The 19754-nt window shown below is 64.4% G+C and carries 15 protein-coding genes; 10 read left to right on the top strand and 5 right to left on the bottom strand.

What is annotated here, in order from left to right; genetic code table 11:
- Positions 1 to 238 precede the first annotated feature (238 nt).
- Positions 239 to 424, top strand: coding sequence for a YdcH family protein (locus tag Q2941_RS24135; protein WP_027525179.1), 186 nt, complete (start codon positions 239 to 241; stop codon positions 422 to 424).
- Between the two features lie 258 nt (positions 425 to 682).
- Here the strand turns inward: Q2941_RS24135 and Q2941_RS24130 are convergent, their stop codons facing one another.
- Positions 683 to 1786 carry an NAD(P)/FAD-dependent oxidoreductase gene (locus Q2941_RS24130; protein ID WP_458193931.1) on the bottom strand — a complete coding sequence of 368 codons (1104 nt, stop codon included), beginning with the start codon at positions 1784 to 1786 and terminating at the stop codon, positions 683 to 685.
- Positions 1787 to 2009: 223 nt separating this feature from the next.
- Between Q2941_RS24130 and Q2941_RS24125 the strand changes: the two genes are divergently transcribed.
- From Q2941_RS24125 to Q2941_RS24090, 8 genes are all read left to right on the top strand, one after another.
- Positions 2010 to 4694, top strand: coding sequence for a sensor domain-containing protein (locus tag Q2941_RS24125; RefSeq protein ID WP_458193930.1), 2685 nt, complete (start codon positions 2010 to 2012; stop codon positions 4692 to 4694).
- Between the two features lie 148 nt (positions 4695 to 4842).
- A complete protein-coding gene (locus Q2941_RS24120; RefSeq protein WP_458193929.1) occupies positions 4843 to 6306 on the top strand; it encodes a glycerol-3-phosphate dehydrogenase in 1464 nt (487 codons plus the stop codon).
- A 75-nt stretch (positions 6307 to 6381) separates the two neighbouring features.
- Positions 6382 to 7551, top strand: a complete 1170-nt coding sequence (locus tag Q2941_RS24115) for an ABC transporter ATP-binding protein (protein ID WP_458193928.1) — start codon at positions 6382 to 6384, stop codon at positions 7549 to 7551.
- Positions 7548 to 8459, top strand: coding sequence for an ABC transporter permease (locus Q2941_RS24110; protein WP_027525184.1), 912 nt, complete (start codon positions 7548 to 7550; stop codon positions 8457 to 8459). The genes Q2941_RS24115 and Q2941_RS24110 overlap by 4 nt, the downstream gene beginning before the upstream one ends.
- Position 8460: 1 nt before the next feature.
- Entirely contained in the window at positions 8461 to 9273 is an 813-nt protein-coding gene (locus Q2941_RS24105) for an ABC transporter permease (protein WP_458193927.1), read from the top strand.
- Between the two features lie 13 nt (positions 9274 to 9286).
- Complete coding sequence (locus Q2941_RS24100) at positions 9287 to 9784, top strand: DUF6622 family protein (RefSeq protein ID WP_027525186.1); 498 nt, start codon at positions 9287 to 9289, stop codon at positions 9782 to 9784.
- 197 nt (positions 9785 to 9981) lie between these two features.
- The gene (locus tag Q2941_RS24095; protein WP_254109027.1) at positions 9982 to 10965 is read left to right on the top strand and encodes a TRAP transporter substrate-binding protein; all 984 of its coding nucleotides are present in this window, start codon (positions 9982 to 9984) and stop codon (positions 10963 to 10965) included.
- A gap of 16 nt (positions 10966 to 10981) precedes the next feature.
- Positions 10982 to 13009 carry a methyl-accepting chemotaxis protein gene (locus Q2941_RS24090; RefSeq protein WP_027525188.1) on the top strand — a complete coding sequence of 676 codons (2028 nt, stop codon included), beginning with the start codon at positions 10982 to 10984 and terminating at the stop codon, positions 13007 to 13009.
- A 142-nt stretch (positions 13010 to 13151) separates the two neighbouring features.
- On the opposite strand, the gene Q2941_RS24085 is transcribed toward Q2941_RS24090, so the two are convergent.
- The 4 genes from Q2941_RS24085 to Q2941_RS24070 form a co-directional block, all read right to left on the bottom strand.
- On the bottom strand, positions 13152 to 14003 hold the full coding sequence (locus Q2941_RS24085) for a carbohydrate ABC transporter permease (protein WP_027525189.1): 852 nt from the start codon (positions 14001 to 14003) through the stop codon (positions 13152 to 13154).
- Positions 14000 to 14872, bottom strand: coding sequence for a carbohydrate ABC transporter permease (locus tag Q2941_RS24080; protein WP_458193926.1), 873 nt, complete (start codon positions 14870 to 14872; stop codon positions 14000 to 14002). Before Q2941_RS24080 ends, Q2941_RS24085 begins: the two co-directional genes overlap by 4 nt.
- 106 nt (positions 14873 to 14978) lie before the next feature.
- Positions 14979 to 16364 (bottom strand): ABC transporter substrate-binding protein, encoded by a 1386-nt coding sequence (locus Q2941_RS24075; RefSeq protein WP_027525191.1) that lies wholly within the window; start codon positions 16362 to 16364, stop codon positions 14979 to 14981.
- A 370-nt stretch (positions 16365 to 16734) separates the two neighbouring features.
- A complete protein-coding gene (locus Q2941_RS24070; protein WP_027525192.1) occupies positions 16735 to 18681 on the bottom strand; it encodes an AsmA family protein in 1947 nt (648 codons plus the stop codon).
- 282 nt (positions 18682 to 18963) lie between these two features.
- On the opposite strand from Q2941_RS24070, the gene Q2941_RS24065 reads away from it, so the two are divergent.
- On the top strand, positions 18964 to 19671 hold the full coding sequence (locus tag Q2941_RS24065; protein WP_254099806.1) for a CoA transferase subunit A: 708 nt from the start codon (positions 18964 to 18966) through the stop codon (positions 19669 to 19671).
- The last annotated feature ends 83 nt before the right edge of the window (positions 19672 to 19754 follow it).

The following is a 19754-nucleotide window of genomic DNA, read 5'->3' as shown; positions in this document are numbered from 1 at the left end:
TCTGGGTCCCCTATCAACGGTCTCTCGCAAAGATATTTCAGTGAATCGCGCCGCCAGCGCGCAGGCGCATTGAAATCATGGATGATTCCTGCGGCGGTTCCTTACTCACTGTTCATTACATATGAATTTTCAAAAATGACAGTGGGACTACGGATACTTATCGACAGAACGAATCGGTGATGTACACTTCTTCGTCCGGATCGAATCCTGAGGTTCAACCCTACCGAGGAGGTTTCGAATGACAATTCAGGCACATCTTGTTGAATTGGAGCGGAAGCACAAACTTCTCGAAAACGAATTGCACGAAGCTCTCGTGCACCTTTCAACAGACGACCTGCAAATTGTTGAGTTGAAGCGCCGGAAGTTGATGGTCAAGGACCAGATCGAGCGGTTGAGGCACGGCGCCGACGACACGCTCCACTAGCAACCCCCGTACACAAGTAGGCCTGGTCTCGCACCCCTTCACGCAGGGATGAGAGCTGTTGCGCTCATCCCTGCGTCGAGGTGCGAAGCCTCGTGCGATTAGTTTCGTGCGATGCTTAAAGCGCGATGAGATGAATCGTCATCGCGCTTCAGGTTGTTGTTTGAGCATGATCTCCGCGCAAACGCCTTCCGCGTTTGTCGCGAGGGAAAACCGCTTCGCACTTTGCGCTAACGCGGCCCTCCGGATCTGGATCATGCGCTAGATGTTTGCGAGCTCGGCGACGTGGTCGGCGATCGCGAGCGATGACGTCAGGCCGGGCGACTCGATCCCGAAGAGATTGATCACGCCATCCACGCCGTGATCGCGCGGGCCCTGCATCAGGAAATCCTGCGTGGCCACCGCCGGCGGGACGATCTTCGGCCGTATGCCCGAATAGCTCGGCATCAACGCGCCATCAGGCAGGTCCGGCCAGTATTTGCGGATTGCCGGATAGAATCGCTCCGCGCGTGCGGGGTCGACGGCATAGTCGATCGTTTCGATCCACTCCACGTCGGGACCGAAGCGCGCCTGGCCTGCCATGTCCAGCGTCAGGTGCACGCCGAGTCCGCCGGGCTCGGGCACGGGATAGATCAGCCGTGAGAACGGCGCCTTGGTGCTGCAGCTGAAATAGTTGCCCTTGGCGAGATAGATCGGCGGAATCCGGTCGAGCGGCATGCCATCGATGTTGCGCGCCACCGTCGTCGCTGAAAGACCTGCCGCGTTGACCAGCAGGCTGCATTGCAGCGTCATCGGCGCCTCGCCGCCGGCATCGATTTCGACGACGCCGCCTGACGCCTTGGCGCGGATCAGCGGCGTGTGAAACGCGAACGCGGCTCCCGCCGCTTCGGCCTCGCCGCGCAGCGAGAGCATGTAGGCGTGGCTGTCGATGATGCCGGTCGAGGGCGAGAGTAACGCGGCATCGCAGGCGAGCGCCGGCTCCAGCGCGCGCGCGGCGTCGCCTGCGAGCATCTGCATATCGAGCACGCCATTGGCCTCGGCATGTGCCTTGATCGATTGCAGCTTCTCGGTCTCTTTCGGATTGGTCGCGACGATCAGCTTGCCGCAATTTTTGTGCGGAATGTTGCGCTCGGCGCAGTAGCGGTAGAGCGCATGCTTGCCGCTGACGCACAGCCGCGCCATCCAGCTCCCGGCCCGGTAGTAGATCCCGGCATGGATCACCTCGCTGTTGCGCGAGGAGGTGACGGTGCCGATGGCCTCCGCCGCTTCCAGCACGATCACCTCGCGCCCGGCCTGGGCGAGCTTTCGGGCGACCGCGAGCCCAACCACGCCCGCTCCGATGACGACGCAGTCAACTCTATCCATGGTGGAACGGCAGGTCCGTGAGTGGCGGGGCCAAGGAGTTCAACAAGGGGCTCAACGAGAGGCTTAAGAAACCGCACCCAAGGCGGCTCTCCATTAAGGAAGAATTTATCATGTCAGGGCAATTGCCGTATCTGGCGCCACATTTTTCTGTCGTGCTGACAGGCGTTTACCCGATCCCAACCCGTGAGACCAGACAATCCGGAGTTGAAATCGCGGGTGGCTGATGGCTGACAAGAACTGGCACGCGAGCGGCACGATTCTGACGTCTGTGCAGGCCCTGGCGTGCCTGGCCTGCACGGTCGCGCCCGCGCGCGCCTTTGCGCTGTCCGACAATTTCGCCCCGCAGAGCTACCTGGGCCGGCTCGATCCCAATCTGGTCTGGGAGGCGCTGCTCGGCGGCATCGCGGTGTGCTCGTTCCTGGCGGCCATCGTGCTGTGGATCCACTCGGCGTTGCGGCGAGCCAGGCGCATGCAGTTGCGGCGCAATGCGTTCGTTTCGTCCGCCATGAACAACCTGAACCAGGGCATCGTGATGACCGACGCCCAGCGACGGATCATCTTCTGCAACGACCGCTATCTCGAAATCTACGGGCTGACGCGCTCGGATCTCTGGAACGACATGACCGGGGCCGACATGCTCAGGCTGCGTCGCGATCGCGGCGTGCTCGGCGTGAGCGACGACGAGTTCTACGATGAGGCCGCAAGCTCGAACGGCCTGATCACCGAGCTGCCGGGGGGGCGGGCCATCCTGGTGAAATATTTCGTGCTGCCGAATGGCGGCTCGGTGGCGACGCATCTCGACGTCAGCGAGCAGCGCAACCTGTCGCGGCAGCTTGCCTCGACCAAGCAATTCCTGGAATCGGTGCTCGACAACGTTCCGGTCTGCGTGGCCGCGAAGAACATCGAGGACGGCCGCTACATCTTCGCCAACCGCGCCTTCGAGCGTTTTTCGCGCTATTCGCGTGATCGCATCGTCGGCAAGCGCGCCGACGAGATCTTCCGCCCTGCCACCGCAGCCAGCATCGATGCGGCGGATCGCGCGGCGCTGGCGTCGGCCGAGGGTCAGTACCGCAGCGAGATCAAGGTCGAGCGGGGCGCGGAGAACCGCGTGCTGTCCTCGGTCCGCGTGATCGCCCGCAACCAGAACAACCAGCCCGAATTCCTCATCGCCCTGTTCGAGGACGTCACCGACAGGCAATCGCTCTCGGAGGAATTGGAAAGCACCAAGAAATTCCTCGAGCTCGTGGTCGACAACATTCCGGTCGCGCTGATCGTGGAGCAGGTCAAGGACGGCCGCTACCTGCTCGCCAATCGCAGCGCGGAGGCGATCCTCAACCGCAGGCGCGAGGATGCCACGGGCCTCACCGCTTCCGACATCTTCAACGCCAAAGAGGCCAAGCTGATCATCGCGCGCGACGAGGCCGCGATCAAGAAGCGGGGAATGATCACCGAAGAGCATCCTATCTCGACCAAGGATGGCTTGCGGCTGTTCCTCACCCGCCGCGCCACTGTGCTCAACGATGCTGGCGAGCCGGAATATCTGATCAAGACCCACGAGGACGTCACCGACCGCCGCCAGACCGAGTCGCGCATGGCGCACATGGCCTATCACGACGGCCTGACCGACCTGCCCAACCGCGCCGCCTTCCTCCAGGCGCTGACGCAGATGATCGAGGCCTGCGAGGGCACCAGTGAGGAGTTCGCCGTGCTCTGCGTCGACCTCGACGGGCTGAAGGAGGTCAACGACGTCTTCGGCCATGCGCTCGGCGACAAGCTCCTCGTCGAGGTCGCCCAGCGGCTCCAGGACGCCGCCCGTGGTGGTGTGGTCGCGCGGCTGTCCGGCGACGAATTCGGCCTCATCATAGATGGCAAGCAGCCCGACACGGGTCTGGCGCTGGCCCGCCAGCTTGGTGAAGCCCTATCCCAGGAATTCCAGATCGACGGCCGCGCGGTGCGCGCCGGGGTCACCACCGGCATATCGGTCTTCCCGCACAACGGCGCGGACGCCGCCTCGCTGCTCGCCAATGCCGGGGCAGCGCTGTTCCGCGCCAAGCAGAAGTCGCGCGGCACGATCAGCCTCTACCAGCCCGAGATGGACCAGCAGATCCGCGACCGGCGCGTGCTGCACCAGGACCTGTCGAAGGCGATCAAGAACGGCGAGCTCTCGCTCGCGTTCCAGCCGCAGGGCGTCGCCGGTCACACCGTCGCCGAGAGCGAGATCATCGGCTTCGAGGCGCTGGCGCGCTGGCAGCACCCGGTCCGCGGCCAAGTCTCGCCGGCCGAGTTCATTCCGATCGCGGAGGAGAGCGGTCTGATCGTCGAGATGGGCGAGTGGATCCTGCGCCAGGCCTGCCGCGAGTCGGCCTCCTGGGCCAAGCCGCTCCAGGTCGCGGTCAACCTCTCGCCGGCGCAGTTTGCCCATGGCGACGTGGTCGGCCTCGTCCACTCGATCCTGCTGGAGACCGGGCTTTCACCCGGCCGGCTCGAGCTCGAAATCACCGAGGGCGTGCTGATCGAGGATTTTGATCGCGGCCTCGCGCTGCTGCGCCGCCTGAAGGCGCTGGGCGTGCGGATCTCGATGGACGATTTCGGCAGCGGCTATTCCTCGCTGAGCTATCTCCAGGCGTTCCCGTTCGACAAGATCAAGATCGACCGCGCCTTCGTGATCAATCTCGGCCGTAATCCGCAATCGGCAGCGATCGTGCGTGCCGTGATCGATCTCGGTCATGGCCTCGAAATGTCGATCATCGCCGAAGGCGTCGAGACGATCGAGCAACTCGCCTTCCTCGCCAAGGAGGGCTGCGACGGCGTGCAGGGCTATCTGCTCGGCAAGCCCTTGCCGATCGGGCAATATGGCCGCCTCATCGGCCGCGCCGAGACGATGGAGCTTGCGCTCAAGACCGGCTAGTGCGCGGGTCGCGCTCTGGCCATCTGTTTGTGCATGATCTCCGCGCAAACGCGTTCCGCGTTTGTCGCGAGGAAAAACTGCTACACACTTTTCCGGATCATGCGCTAGTGATGGCGAAGTCCTCGCTTCGTTCGTTCACGACGGCTTCATGGCGGATTACGACCTCGCGATCATCGGCGGTGGCCTGAACGGCGTCAGCATCGCGCGCGACGCCGCCGGGCGCGGCCTTCGCGTCATTCTGTTGGAGCAGGGCGATCTCGGTGGCGCGGCCTCGTCGGCGACGCCGCATTTGATCCACGGCGATCTCTCGGTGCTGGAGCGTCGCGGCTTCCGTCGCGTGCGCCGGGCGCTGGCCGAGCGCAAGGTGTGGCTCGCGATCGCCCCGCATCTGGTTCGTCCGATGCGCTTCGTCATCCCTGCGCATTCCGAGGAACGTCCACCCTGGTTGCTGCGCACCGGTCTCCTGCTCTACGACCGCCTTGCAGGGCGCGGCGGCTTGCCGCCGTCCTCGACCATCGACATCACGCATCATCCGGTCGGCAACGCGTTGAGGCGGCCGTTCGGCACCGCCTTTGAATATTCGGATTGCGTCGTCGATGATTCCAGGCTCGTTGTCTTGACCGCGCTGGACGCGGCGGAGCGCGGCGCAGTGATCCGCACCGGCGCGCGCTGCGTGCGGGCCGATCGCGCCGATATCTGGCGGCTCGCCGTCGTCGATCGCGGCCACCGCAGGGTCATCACGACCCGCGCGCTCGCGAACACCAGCGGCGGATGGAGCGTGAGCGTCGCCGAGACCGTGCTCCGACAGCCGCCACCGCGCGCGGGCGCTGTCGTGCAGATCAGCCAGATCGTCGTGCCGCGGCTGTTCGAACCCGACAATGTCTACGTCTTCCAGAACAGCGATGGCCGCCTGATCTTCGCAAGCCCGTTCGAGCGTGATTTCACCCTGATCGGCACCGTGACGCATGACTTCAGGGGCGATCCGGCGATCGTCGCCATGCCGGCCGCTGATGTGAGCTATCTCTGCGAGGCCGCCAGTCGCTATTTTCGCGAGCCTGTCGTGCCGGTCGATGTGGTGCGGACGATGTCGGGCGTCAATCTGGCGCCTGCCCCCGGGCGCCGGCGCGATGGTGCGCTCGCATTCGATGCGCGGCGGCGCAAGGCGCCGCTGATCACTATGTTCGGCGGCGATGTCACGACGGCGCGGTGGCGCGCCGAGCGGGCGGTGACCAGGCTGACGCCGTTCTATCCGATGTCGCGGCCCTGGACGGGGGCGGTGGCGCTTCCGGGCGGGGACTTTCCCTGGCAGAGCTTCGAGGCGGAAGTCGACGCCGCGCGCGACCGCTGGCGCTTTCTCTCCGAGGCGCAGGCGCAACGCCTGGTGGGCGCCTATGGCTCGCGGCTGTCGGCCGTGCTGGGGGAGGCGACGAGTCGCGCCGAACTGGGGCCGGCTTTCGGTCCCGAACTGACGGGAGCCGAGGTGCGCTACCTCATGCAAACCGAATGGGCCCGCTTCCCCGACGACGTCCTGTGGCGCCGCTCCAAGCTCGGACTGAGCATGCCGCCCGCCGATCACGACGCGCTGGTGGCGTTCATGGCGAATGCGGTGTGAATGATCGGCATCGAACCGGTTGAGCCGACGGCGTTCCACCGCTAGCGTGCGGCTGCATTGGGGCCGGCAGGGAACATGGCTGACGAACTCGAGGGGATCAAGGCGGCCGACGCGGCCAGGCCGGGCGCGCATCCGGCGACGGGTCGGCCGCTGCTGCGCATTGACGGCGTGGTGAAGAATTTCGGCGCGTTCCGCGCGGTCGACGGCGTGTCGCTCGACATCGGGGCGGGCGAGTTCTTTGCGCTGCTCGGTCCCTCCGGCTGCGGCAAGACCACGCTATTGCGCATGCTGGCCGGTTTCGAGGCGCCGGACGCGGGGCGCATCCTGCTTGGCGGCAGCGACATCGCGCAGGCGCTGCCGCACGAGCGGCCCGTCAACATGATGTTCCAGAGCTACGCGCTGTTTCCGCATCTTTCGGTGCGCGACAACATCGCTTTCGGCCTGAAGCGCGCCGGCATGGCGCGCGCCGATATCGCCACGCGCGTGGCCGAGATGGTTGCGCTGGTGAAGCTGGACGGGATGGAGAAGCGCAAGCCGGACCAGCTCTCCGGCGGTCAGCGGCAGCGCGTCGCGCTGGCGCGTGCGTTGGCGCGCCGCCCGCAACTGCTGCTGCTCGACGAGCCGCTGGCGGCGCTCGACAAGAAACTGCGTGAAAGTACGCAAGGAGAGCTGATGGAGCTGCAGCGCCGGCTCGGCATGACCTTCATCATCGTCACCCACGATCAGGAGGAGGCGATGACGATGGCGACGAGAATCGGCGTGATGGACGCCGGCAAGCTCGTGCAGGTCGCATCGCCGCGCGAGCTCTATGAGGCGCCGCGCTCGCGATGGATCGCGCAGTTCGTTGGCGACATCAACCTGTTCGAGGGCGAGCGGCAATCGCGTGAAGCCCATCGCGTGACCATTGCCACCCGCGATGCCGGAACGCTCGTCGTGGCCGAGCCGCGCGCGCCGGTCGGCAAGACGACAGTGTCGGTGGCGATCCGCCCCGAGAAGGTCAAGCTTTCGCGCCGTGCGCTCGATGGTGATGCGGACCAGGGGCCTGCGATCAATCGGCTAGAAGGCACCGTCAGCGACGTCTGCTATCTTGGCGGCAGCACCGCCTACAAGGTGAAGCTCGATGCAGGTGGCACGGTGCGGTCCGCGATCGCGAATACCGCGCGCCGCGACAGCGATGCGTACAGCGTGAACCAACGCGTGGTGGTTTGGTTCACGTCAAATGATTGCGTGGTGCTGGAGCAATGAGCGCGCGCCGCATCTTTGCCAGGCCCGCGCGCTTTGCCGCGATCGCGCCTTACCTCTGGATGGCGCTGTTCTTCCTGGTGCCGTTCGGCTTCGTGCTGAAGATCAGCCTGTCGCAGACGGCGATCGCGCAGCCGCCTTACGAGCCGGTGTTCGACTTCACCGCGGGATGGGCGGCGATCAAGGCCGCGTTCGGCGCGCTGTCGATCGAGAACTTCAAGCTGCTCGTCTCCGACGACCTGTACGTGTTTGCCTATGTCAGAAGCCTCACCGTCGCGATCACGGCCACCGCGATCTTGCTCCTGATCGGCTATCCCATCGCCTATGGCATGGCGCGGCTGCCGGCGCGCTGGCAGGCGGTGGCGATGGTGCTGGTCATCGTGCCGTTCTGGACCTCGTTCCTGATCCGCATCTACGCCTGGATCAACATCCTGCAGCATGACGGCCTGCTCAACCAGATCCTGCTCGCCTTGCATCTCGTCAGCCAGCCGGTGGTGTGGCTCTCCACCGACAGCGCGATGTATCTCGGCATCGTCTATTCCTACCTGCCGTTCATGATCCTGCCGCTCTATGCGACGCTCGCCAAGATGGAGCCGGCGCTGGAGGAGGCCGCCGCCGATCTCGGCGCGCCGCCGGGGGCGGTGTTCTGGCTGGTCACCTTTCCGCTGTCGCTGCCCGGCGTCGGCGCCGGCGTGTTGCTCTGCTTCATTCCGATCGTCGGCGAGTTCGTGATCCCGGATCTGCTTGCTGGCTCCAACTCGCTGATGATTGGCCAGACGCTGTGGCTGGAATTCTTCACCAACAAGGACTGGCCAGTCGCATCCGCAGCAGCCATCATTCTGCTGATCGTGCTGCTCGCACCGCTGCTGCTCTACGAACGGGTCCAGCGGCGGCAATTGGAGGAGCGGTGAGATGGGCAAGGTCTCCCGCCTCTCCCGCTTCAACGTCGCCTCGCTCGCGCTGGGGCTGGCGTTCCTTTATCTGCCGATCCTCATCCTCGTCATCTATTCCTTCAATGCCTCGCGGCTGGTGACGGTGTGGGGCGGCTGGTCGCTGCGCTGGTATCGCGAGTTCTTCAACGACCGCGCCATGATCGAGGCGGCCTGGATGAGCCTGCGCGTCGCGGTCGCTTCGGCCAGCATCGCGACCGTGCTCGGAACGCTGGCCGCGGTGGCGCTGTCGCGCGGCGAGGGATTTCGCGGCCGCACGCTGTTCTCGGGGATGCTCTATGCGCCGCTGGTGATGCCGGAGGTGATCACCGGCCTGTCGCTCTTGCTGCTGTTCGTCGCCTTGAACGCCGAGCGCGGCTTCTGGACGGTGACGATCGCGCACACCACGCTGACGATGTGCTTCGTCGCCGTCGTGGTGCAGTCGCGCCTCGGCTCGCTCGACCGCTCGCTCGAGGAGGCCGCCATGGATCTCGGCTGCGCCCCCGTCCGTGCCTTCCTTTTGGTCACGCTGCCGCTGATCGCGCCGGCGATCGTGGCCGGCTGGATGCTGGCCTTCACGCTGTCGCTCGACGATCTCGTGATCGCGAGCTTCACCACCGGCCCCGGCTCGGCGACGCTGCCGATCCGGATCTATTCCGAGGTGCGGCTCGGGGTGAAGCCCGAGATCAACGCCATCTGCACGCTGGTGATCGGCCTGATTGCCATCGTCATCGTCATTGCCTCGCTCGCCTCGAAACTGTCGAGCTCGCAGGGCGAGAGCGCGGCGCCGCTTTGAGCAGGGAGCAATCATGACCTTTGCCTATCAGATCCTGATCCACACCCCGGTCTGGGTGTTCGCGCTGCTCGCCTTTCTGGTGTGGCAGGGCATCAAGGCCATGCAGCCGCGCACGACGCCGATCTGGCGCGCTCTGATCGTGCCGGTCGTGTTCATCGTCTGGGGCGTCTCGCGGATCGGCTTCGGCCATCAGGATAGCGCGTGGCCGTTCGTTGCCTGGATCGCGGCGGCTCTGGCGCTGCTGCCGCTCGGTATCCTGACGCCGCGCCCGTTCGAGATGGATCACAAGAGCGGCGAGATCATCCGTCCCGGCAGCGCGTTTCCGCTGATCCGCAACCTCATCGTGTTCGGCCTGCAATATAGCGTGGGCGTGATCTCGGCGATCGATGCGAGCGACCGCGCGCTCGCGATCATCGTCGGCCGCGCCGTCTCGGGCGCGACCGCCGGCTATTTCATCGGCTCGACCATCGCGCTGCTGGTCGCCTATCGCAGGAAGCGCGTCGTGGAGTGATCGGCTCGACCGCGGCGCCCGTTTGAGGCTTCCCTGCCCGTAGAATGCGACCGAGTCGCGAAAAGCCGCGGTCGATGGCAGCAGGTCGATGCGAACCTATCTCGACCGAGACCGATCCTTGGGCCCGCTTGGTATCTAGGTTAACCGTTCGTATAGCTTGTCTGGTTATCGTCGCGTCGCTTGGGGAAGGGTGGGCGATGAAGCAGCTCCATATTGGCGTGGTCAGCGCAGCTCTGGCCTTATTCTGTCTCGCTGTTCGGCCGTCGGCCGGCGCGACGCAGATGGTGTCGCTACTGTACAATGGCTCGCCGCAGTCGCCGCAGCAGATTGGCTCGGACGAATTTCGCCGCAAGCTCGTCGAGATCGCGCAAGGCCGTATCATCCTCGACGAACGTGGTGGCATCACGTTGGGCAGCGAGACCGCGATCCTTGCCGCAATGCGCAGTGGTGTGGTCGATATGGCGACCCTGTCTGGCTCCGTCGTCAGTTCCGCCGTCCCTGAATTCGGCGTATTCGACGTGCCGTTCCTGTTCCGCGATGCTGCGCAAGCCAAGGCGGTCGCGGAGGGGCCGGTCGGCGCTCTATTCGCCAAGCATTTCGCCGACAAGGGATTGGTGCTGCTCGCGATCGGCAAGCAGGGCTTTCGCAACGTCACCAATTCGAAGCGGCCGATTCATTCTCCCGCAGACCTCCAAGGGCTGAAGATTCGCGTTCTGCCGAACGAGGTCTATCAGATGACCTTCAAAGCGCTGGGCGCCGAGGTCGTGCCGATGGAGTTCACGCAGGTGTACTCCGCATTGAAGGACGGCCGCATCGATGGGCAGGAGAACCCGGTCATGACGATTGCGACCAGCCATCTCGAGGAAGTGCAAAAATATGCCAGCCTGACAGGGCATTTCTTCGCGCCCATCGCCTTCGTCGCCAATCGCGATGTGTTCCAGGCCCTGAAGCCGGCCGACCAGGCCGCGATCATTGCCGCTGCCAAGGCCGGTGCGGAGGCGACCTGGCAGAGCGGCGTCGCGGAGGAGACGAAGAAGCTCGAGGAGCTGCGCAAAGCTGGCATGGAGATCATCGAAAAGGTCGATCGCCAGCCGTTCATCGATGCCGTGAAGCCCCTGGAGCCCGAATTCGAGAAGCGCTTCGGCAAGGATCTGCTCGCCCGGATCCGGGCTACGCCGTAATTCCCCGGGAAATGTTATGAAACTTTCATTGCTCCTGTCGCGCATCGGCATCCGCCCACGCATCTTCGGCGGCTTCGCACTGGTGCTGGGTTTCCTCTGCGTGTTGGCGCTGCTCGCCGTCTTGCGGCTGTCCGAGATCGGCGGCACTGTCGGAGATCTCGTCACCAGCGCTGATGGTGATGCCGGCATGGCGAGGGTGCATGCCGCGCTGCTCTCGGCGAACGTCACCGTCGAGAAATTCATCCGTACGCGCAATATCGGCGACCGCGATAGCGCCATGAAGGCGATCGACGGCTTTGGCCAGACGTTTGATCAGGTCGACCAGCAATTCGCTCGCCTGCCGGCGATTGCCGCGGGCCGAAGCGCGTTGGTGGGTGCGCTTGGCGCTTATCGAAATTCCTTCACGGCGGTAGCTGGCGCCGTCGATCGTCTGCGCAACGCGAGCACCAGGGGCGAGGCGCTCGGCGCCTCAGCAGGCCTCGACGTCAGCGCGATCAATGTGACGCTCGCCAACCAGCCCGACCGTCTGCTCCAGCCGCTGCGTCTGGCCGGCACGGTGGATGCGATGCGCGTGGCAGTGCTGCGTTTCACCATCACCCAGGCTCAGGTCGACGCCGATGATGCTTCGCTGACGATCGGCTATGCACTGACCGCGGTTGCCGATAGCGAGGCAGAAATCGCCGATATCGAGGCGCCACGACTGAAGAGCCTGATCGCAGCTCTGAAGAAGGCTCTTGCCGATCAATCGGCGACACTGACCGAGCTTTCTGCCGCGATAGGCGAGCTGCGCAAGGCGCAAGCCGATCTCGTCAAATCCAGCAGCACGATCGACGCCAAGACAGCCGAGATCAACCGGGCCCTCGGCGCTACGCGCACCGAGCAGAGCCGGCTGACGGCAGAGTCGGTCGATCATACGCGCAATCTCGTGTTCACGGTCGCCGCGTCCGCGCTCGTCTTGGGTGCACTGCTGGCCTGGCTGATCGGACGCAGCGTGTCGCGTCCAATCGGCCAGATGACCTTGCGCATGCAGAGCCTTGCAGCGGGCGAGCTCGATGAGGCGATCCCGGGTGGCGGGCGCGGCGACGAGATTGGTCATATGGCTGGAGCGGTCGAAGTGTTCCGCCAGAATGCGCAGACCGTCCGGCGCATGGAGCAGGAGGCCGCAGCGCAGCGTGCCGCAGCCGAGACAGAACGTGCGTCGATGATGGCTCAGCTTGCCGATCGCTTCGATAGCGGCATGGAGGGCGTCATTGGCGGCGTCTCAAGCCGCGCCGAGGAGATGGGACAGAGCGCCGAAAGTCTCGCCCGCGTCGCCGAGCGCGGTCGCTCGCTCGCCGAGCAGGTCGCCGCGACGTCGGCCCAAGCTTCCTCGAATGTGCAGACCGTTGCGGCCGCAACGCATCAACTTGCCGCCTCGATCAAGGAGATCTCGAGCCAGGTCGCACGCTCCGTATCGGTGTCGGACCAGGCCAAGGTTGAGGCGTCCCGTACCGAGGCGCTGATGCGCGCGCTGTCGGATTCCGCCGAGCGGATTGGTACGGTGGTCCAACTCATCCAGGCGATCGCGAGCCAGACCAATCTCCTGGCCCTCAATGCCACGATTGAGTCGGCGCGAGCCGGTGATGCAGGCAAGGGCTTTGCCGTGGTCGCAAACGAAGTGAAGAGCCTTGCAACTCAGACCGCGCGCGCCACCGGGGAGATCGCAGGGCTCGTCGCGGAGATCCAGGGCTCGACCGGACAGTCCGTCGCCGCGATCGGCCAGATCGGCAAAACCATCGCTGAGATGACGGAGATCGCGACTACGATTGCCTCCGCCGTCGAGGAGCAGGGTGCGGCAACCAGCGAGATCGCCCGCAATGTCGAGCAGGCCGCAAACGGCACGGCGGCCGTGACCGACCAGGTCGGCGCAGTCCGCACCGTGGCTGGAGAGACCGACGCCGGCGCCGAAGCTGCACTCACGGCGGCTTCGGCATTGCAAGATCAAGCACGGGCGCTCAAGAAAGACGTCGCAGAATTCTTACAGACTGTGCGCAAGGCGGGGTGAGGGCATCTGCGCGGCGCCGTCCTTCTTCGGCGTATCGTGGCGACCTGGCTGGCCGCGCCATCTCGGGCGCGACCGCGGGTCATTTCATCGGCACGACCATCGCGCTGCTGGTCGCCTATCGCAGGAAGCGCACTGCTGATAGTTAGGACTTCACCGCACCCGCGGTGAGGCCGCCCACCATGTAGCGGCGGAAGGCGTAGTAGATCGCGGCCGGCGGCAGCGCGTAGATGAAGCCGGTCGTCATCAACAGCTCCCACGGCGAGTCGTCGGCGGCGAGGAAGTTGCCGAGCGCGACGGGGAGGGTGATCTCGCGGTCGTTCGACAGCAGCAGGAACGCGTAGAGATATTCGTTCCAGGCCAGCAGCACCGCATAGGTGCCGATCGCGACCAGCGAGGGCATCATCAGGGGCAGATAGACCAGGCGGAAGATCTGCAGCGTGGTGGCGCCGTCCATCACCGCGGCTTCATCGAGCTCGACCGGCAGCTTGTCGGAGGCCTGCTTCAACACCCAGATCGCGTATGGCGAGGCGATCGTCACCATCGCAAGGATCAGCGACCAGTGATTGTTGAGGAGGCCGTAATTGCCCATGGTCCGGTACATCGGCACGGCGAGGAACGCCGCCGGGATGAAATAGGTGAAGAGCGCGAGATTCATCACCACGCGCCCGCCGGGCACGCGCAGCCGCGAGATCGAGAACGCCGCCGCGGTCGCGATGAACAGCGTCAGCGCACCGACGGACGCCGCGATCACCACGGAATTCCAGAACTGGACGTAGAAGTCGCGCAGGAAATAGTGCTGCTGATTGAACACGATCGAGAAGTTGTGCAGCGTCGGATGGTCCGGCCACAGTTTTCCGGAGAACGCGTCTTCCTTCGGGGAGATCGCGAACAGGAACATGTGATAGATCGGCACCATCGTCCAGATGAATACCGGGATTCCGATCAGCAGCAACTTCGCTTCGGTCGCGACTTCGCGCAGGGTGGGGAGCTTCATCGCGACAACCGTTTCATCATGAAATACACGAGCGGCAGGACGAACGGCATCGCGCAGACGATGGAGGCCATCGCGAGCGAGAGCTGGTCGAGCCGGAGATAGCGGATGCCGAGCGTCGACAGCACATGCGTGAGGTCGGCCGGGCCGCCGCCGGTCAGGAGGTAGACGCTGTTGAAGTCGCCGAGCGTCCAGATCATCGAGAGCAGCGTGCAGGTCACGTAGAGCGTCTGCATCGACGGCCAGGTGATGTAGCGGAATTTCTGCCACCAGCTCGCGCCGTCGACCTCGGCGGCCTCGAACAGATCGTGCGAAATCGCAAGGCGTCCGGTGATCAGGATCAGCGTCCAGAACGGCAGCGATTTCCAGATGTGCACGCCGATCGCCATGGTCAGCGCGACAGTCGGATCGTTCAGCCAGTTCGGGCCGTCATCGCCGGTGAGGCTGAAGATGAAGTGGTTGACCATGCCCCATTCGGGATTGAGCATGAAGCGCACCGACAGGATGGTCGGGATCGACGGCACCGCCCAGGGCAGGATGAAGATCACCGAAAGCCATTTGATCCAGGTGCGCTGCTGCGCGAAGAAGCCGGACAGGAACAGCGCGATCAGCATCTTGATGTTAATGCCGATGACCAGGAAGATCAGGGTGTTGACCGCGGCGCGCGCGAAGATCGGGTCGTTGTAGAGCGCGACATAGCTCTCGGGATGGCGCGCCAGCCACAAGCCGTAACAGACGGGGTAGACGACGAAGGCCAGGAAGACCAGGAAATAGGGTGCGAGCAGCACGATGCCCCAGACCTGCGCGGGGGTCAGCCGCGCCGACAGGGGCGGCGAGGCTATCGCTTGATCGCCAGAGAGCGTGATCGCCATTCTTTTCGAACTCTCTTTTCGAACTCTTCAAACGAGCTGCCGGCCGCAAAATGCGGCCGGTGTTGTTTTACACCTCTCCCCGCAAAGCGGGGAGAGGCAGGATGACTTAACCCACGACCTGCTTGATGCGGGCGATGAGCTCGTCGACGGCCTTGTCGACCGGGACCTTCTCGCTCACCACCCGGTTCATCGCCTTGGCCCAGACGTTCTCGTTGTTCAGGATGGTGAACTTCCAGTTCTTGGTGAAGTCGAACGGCGCGGTGCCGCCGGTGAACTGGTTGTAGACCGCCTTGCGATGCCGGTCAGCCTGCCAGAACGGGCTCGCCTGGCTTTCCTTCGTCACCGGGAACCAGCGGCCGAGCGCGCCCTCGATGTAAGGACGGACGTTCTCTTCCTGGAGCAGGAAGCTGATGAACTGCTTGGCCTCGGCCTTGTTCTTGGCCGCGGTGAAGATCAGCCCGGTCTTGACGTCGGAACGGTAGCGGATGGTCGAACCATCGGGCGCCTTCGGGAAGGACGCGGTGATGATATCCTGCTCATAGGCCTTCTTGCCGGCTTCGCGCTGCTCCGGCGTCAGGTTCTGGTTGGTGGAGTCCTCGAACCACTTCGCCGCGATCGAGATCGTGAAGTTGTGGGTCATCACGATGGTCTTGTTGTGGAAGGCGACGTTGTTGTCTGGATCCTTCCAGGTCGTTGAGGAGGGCGGCGTGCAGCCCTTGATGTAGGTGTCGGTGTAGTCCTTCATCGCCTTGATCAGACCGTCGCGGACCTTGGGGTCGTCGACCAGGAGCTTGCCGTCGTCGTCGACGAGCTTGACGTGGTAGGCGTCCATGAAGGTGTAGAACGACTGGAAGCTATCGGTGGATTCCACGCCCATCGGCTGGCCCACGGCATAGATGCGCTGGCCGGTCGCCTTGCGGATCGCCGGCTGCACCTTGTCGCACCAGAACGACCAGTAGCCTACCCAGTCGTTCGGGATGTCGCTCTGCTTGAAGCCGGCCTTCTCCAGCATGTCGCCCCAGATCTGGACGTGCATGCTCTGCTGCTTCAGCGGGAAGCCGTAATAAGACCTCTTTTTAGCGACGTCGTTGTAGAGCTTCGAGGCCTCCAGCGTGTTCGGCACGAACCTGTCCTGGATTGGCTCCATGACGTCGGACAGGTCCTCGAGCTTGCCCTCATAGGCCCATTTGCCCTGTGCCTGCACGTTGTAGGTTTCGGCAAAGGCGACGTCGGGCACGGTGCCGGCATCGAGCGCGGCCACCGTCTTCGGAATCATGTCCTGGATCGCGTATTGCGACAATTCGACCTTGATTCCGGTCTTGGCTTCGAACTTCTTGGCAACGTCGATCAGCGCGTCGTCTTCGGCCCTGTAGAAGCCCTTGGCCCACCAAACCGTAATGGTCTTCTGCTGGGCAAACGCGGGTGCAGTGGCGGCGAACAGCCCGACCGCAGCTACCGCGAGTGAAAATGCGCCAATAACCTTAGATTTCACGTTTTTCTCCCTCAAGTCGCCGGTGTTTTAACCGGTCGGGAAAAACACTAGCGCATGGGCGGGAGCCGATCTAGCGGCATCTTGTCAGACCTAGGTCGAGGGGGATTTGGTCGCGAACAGTCTTAACGTCGCGCCATCGATCCAATCGACGCATCAATTCACGGCAATCAATTCGCGCTGCGTTGGTTGCGCGCCGCTAGTCTTGCTGCGTCACAAGACCCTGATGGTGAGGAGCCGGAGCGCGTCTCCGGACGATGCTCCGCATCGCCGGGCGAACCATGATGGCCCGGATCTCACGCGCGGCCATCCTTCGAGACGCGCGTTGCGCGCTCCTCAGGATGAGGAAAGGAATGCTTGTGACGTAGTAGCGCTAGTTGGATTTCGCGCCGTCCTTGACGCTTTCCTTCGCGTTCTCCGCGGTCGGTGCCGCCGCGGCATCGGGGGCGGCGGGCTTGGCGCCGGTGAAGCGCTCGAGCACCGAGCGCACGGCGTCGCGCGTCTTGGGATTGCGCACGGATTCGAGCAACGGCGCGGACGCCGGCGAGCGGCGGATCAGGCTTTCCGGATCGGGGAAGATCAGCGGATCGTCCCAGGGCCCCTGCACGACGAAGGGCAGCTCGAAGCCGGACGCGCCGTTCAGGCTCGCCACGCCCTTCATGTCGTATTCGCGCGTCGGCACCGAGGCGGTGCCGGTCAGCGTGATCTTCGCCGTCGGTCCCTCGATGTGGATGTCGTCGGCGGTGGCGATGCCGTCGGCGAATTTCACCGACAACGTCATGTTGTTGTAGGGCGTCGAGCCGCTGCGGAAATTGCCGCCGCCCGACAGCGGCCGCCGCTCCAGCCGCTTCAGCAGCTGCTCGGCATTGAAGCCGGAGATCGCGCCGTCGTGCCCGGTCACCGAGGCAGTACCGTCGAGCGATTGCACGAGGCCGAACGGGCTCGAGCCGGAAGCGACCAGGGACACGTTGATGTTGCCGCGGCCGGACAGCTTGTTGATGCCGAACAGCTCGGAGGTGCAGGCCTGCAGATCGACGTCGGTGAACTGGAATTGCGCCTTGACGTCGGCGACCGTGTCGGAGCGCGCGATCCCGAACGAGCCCCTGGCGATGCCGCCATAGACCTGCGCCTCGCCAACCGAGAGCGCCAGCGTGCCGTTGCGCAAATTCGCGCCGATCGCGGTGCGGCCGAGTTTCGACGGTCCGACCGTCAGCCGCGCCGCCGACAGGCGCATGTCGAGATCTGTGGTCGACAGGCCGTTGAGGTCGAACAGCTGCCTGTTCCAGTCGCGCGCGCCGCTTGCCAGCAGGCGGAAGGTGGAGATGTAGGGCGTGAAGTCGAGCGCGTCGGCTGCGAGCGTTGCCTGGAGCGTCTGCCGGCCGTTGTTGGCGTAGGTCATGACGCCCTCGGCGACGTTGCCGTCGAGCTCGACATTGACGTTGGTGAGCGCGATCGAGGCGCCCACCACGTTGGCGCGCGCCTTGAGCGCGAAGCGGCCGAAGCCGCCGCTGCCCGGCTGCGGCTGGCCGGTCCAGCGCAGCGCGTTGCGCAGGGACGGACTGTCGATGGTGAGCGTGCCTTCCATCATCGCGCTGGTGCGGTTGGCGACGCTGCCGTCGAAGGCGAGCTTGAGCGGCGGGCTGGTGATCCGCGCCTTCAGGCCCGAGCGATCGCCGGAGAGCGCTGCGACGAAATCGGAGAAGCTGATCGAGCCGTCGACGCGCTCGCCGCGCCAGTCGAACTGCCCGGTCGCGGCAAAGGAGCGCGAGATCGAGGGCCAGGCCAGCGAAAGGTCGATGTCCTCGAGCTTTTCGGTGCTGTGGCCGGCGACGTCCTCGTAGTCGAGCACGCCGTCCTGGACCCGGATCTCGGAGAACGACACCTGATTGTCGGCGCCCGGCGTCATGGTGCGCGCGATGGTCTGGATGAAGGGGGTCCAGTTGCTGTCGCCATTGGCCTCGAGGCTGACGTGGATCTGCGGCCGCAGCAGCATCAGGTCGGCGATCTCGAAGCGCTGGAGGAGGAGCGGCAGCAGGCGCAAATTCGCGGTGAGCACGTCGACATGCAGAGCCGGATCGCTGTGCCCGCCGGGGCCCTTCAGGCTGACGTCATGGAAGGAGACGTAGCTCGCCGGCAGCACTGAGATGTCGATGGCGCCAGCGACATTGAGCTCGAGCCCGGTGACGGCGCGGATCTGGCCCTCCACCGCCTTGCGCAGCGCGTCGCGGTTGATAAGCCAGGAGGTCGCGACCAGGGCGATCAGCACGATGCCGAGCAACGCCGCAATCGGCGTCCCCAGGCGCTTCATTCCTTGGGCCATCGTCAATGGCATGTCCTGATCGGGTCGTGTTGTCGGGTGCTCAACTGGCCGAGTCGGGAGCCCAACACGCTCCGCGCGCAAGTCCTTAACGTCAAGTCCCGTAACTTGATGGGTTTTCTTGTCGCTTTCAAGGCCGCGGAGGCGGTTATGCCCACGGCGTGGGCAGCCTCTACCACCGCAGCCGGGCGCGTAAAACCCCGTATCATTGACGGCTCAAGATCATTTCGCCTAATAATCCCGGCCAACAACGGGCTTAACGCCTCACACCCAAGGTTTCCCGGCATGAACAAGGTCTATCCCGACGCCAAGTCGGCTCTCGATGGCATTCTCAAGGACGGCATGATGATCATGTCGGGCGGTTTCGGCCTCTGCGGTATCGCCGAGGCGCTCTCGGACGCGATCCGCGACTCCGGCGTCAAGGGCCTGACGGTGGTCTCCAACAATGCCGGCGTCGACGGCATCGGGCTCAGCCGCCTGCTGGAAACCCGGCAGATCAAGAAGATGATCTCGTCCTATGTCGGCGAGAACAAGCTGTTCGCCCAGCAGTACCTCGCGGGCGAGCTGGAACTCGAATTCAACCCGCAAGGCACGCTGGCCGAGCGCATCCGCGCCGGCGGTGCGGGCATCCCGGCCTTCTACACCAAGACCGGCGTCGGCACGCTGATCGCCGAGGGCAAGGAAGTGAAGGAGTTCGACGGCCAGAAGTACCTGATGGAGCGCGGCCTGTTCGCTGACCTCGCCATCGTCCACGCCTGGAAGGGCGACACTGCCGGCAACCTCATCTACCGCAAGACCGCGCGCAACTTTAACCCGATGATGGCGACCGCCGCGAAGATCACGGTGGCCGAGGTCGAGCATCTGGTTCCGGCCGGTGAACTCAATCCCGACCACATCCATACGCCTGGTCTTTTCGTGAAGCGCATCGTCGAGGTCGGCACGGCCAAGAAGCGCATCGAATTCCGCAACACCCGCCCGCGCCCGGCAGCTTGAGCGCATGATCCGGAAAAGTGGAGACCGGTTTTCCGGCAAGATCACGCGCAACTAAGGACTACAGGAGAATAAGATGGCCTGGA

The organism is Bradyrhizobium sp. UFLA05-153 (assembly GCF_054185185.1).
The sequence above is the reverse complement of the archived record's forward strand: the minus strand, read 5'-3'. Positions and strand labels throughout refer to the sequence as shown.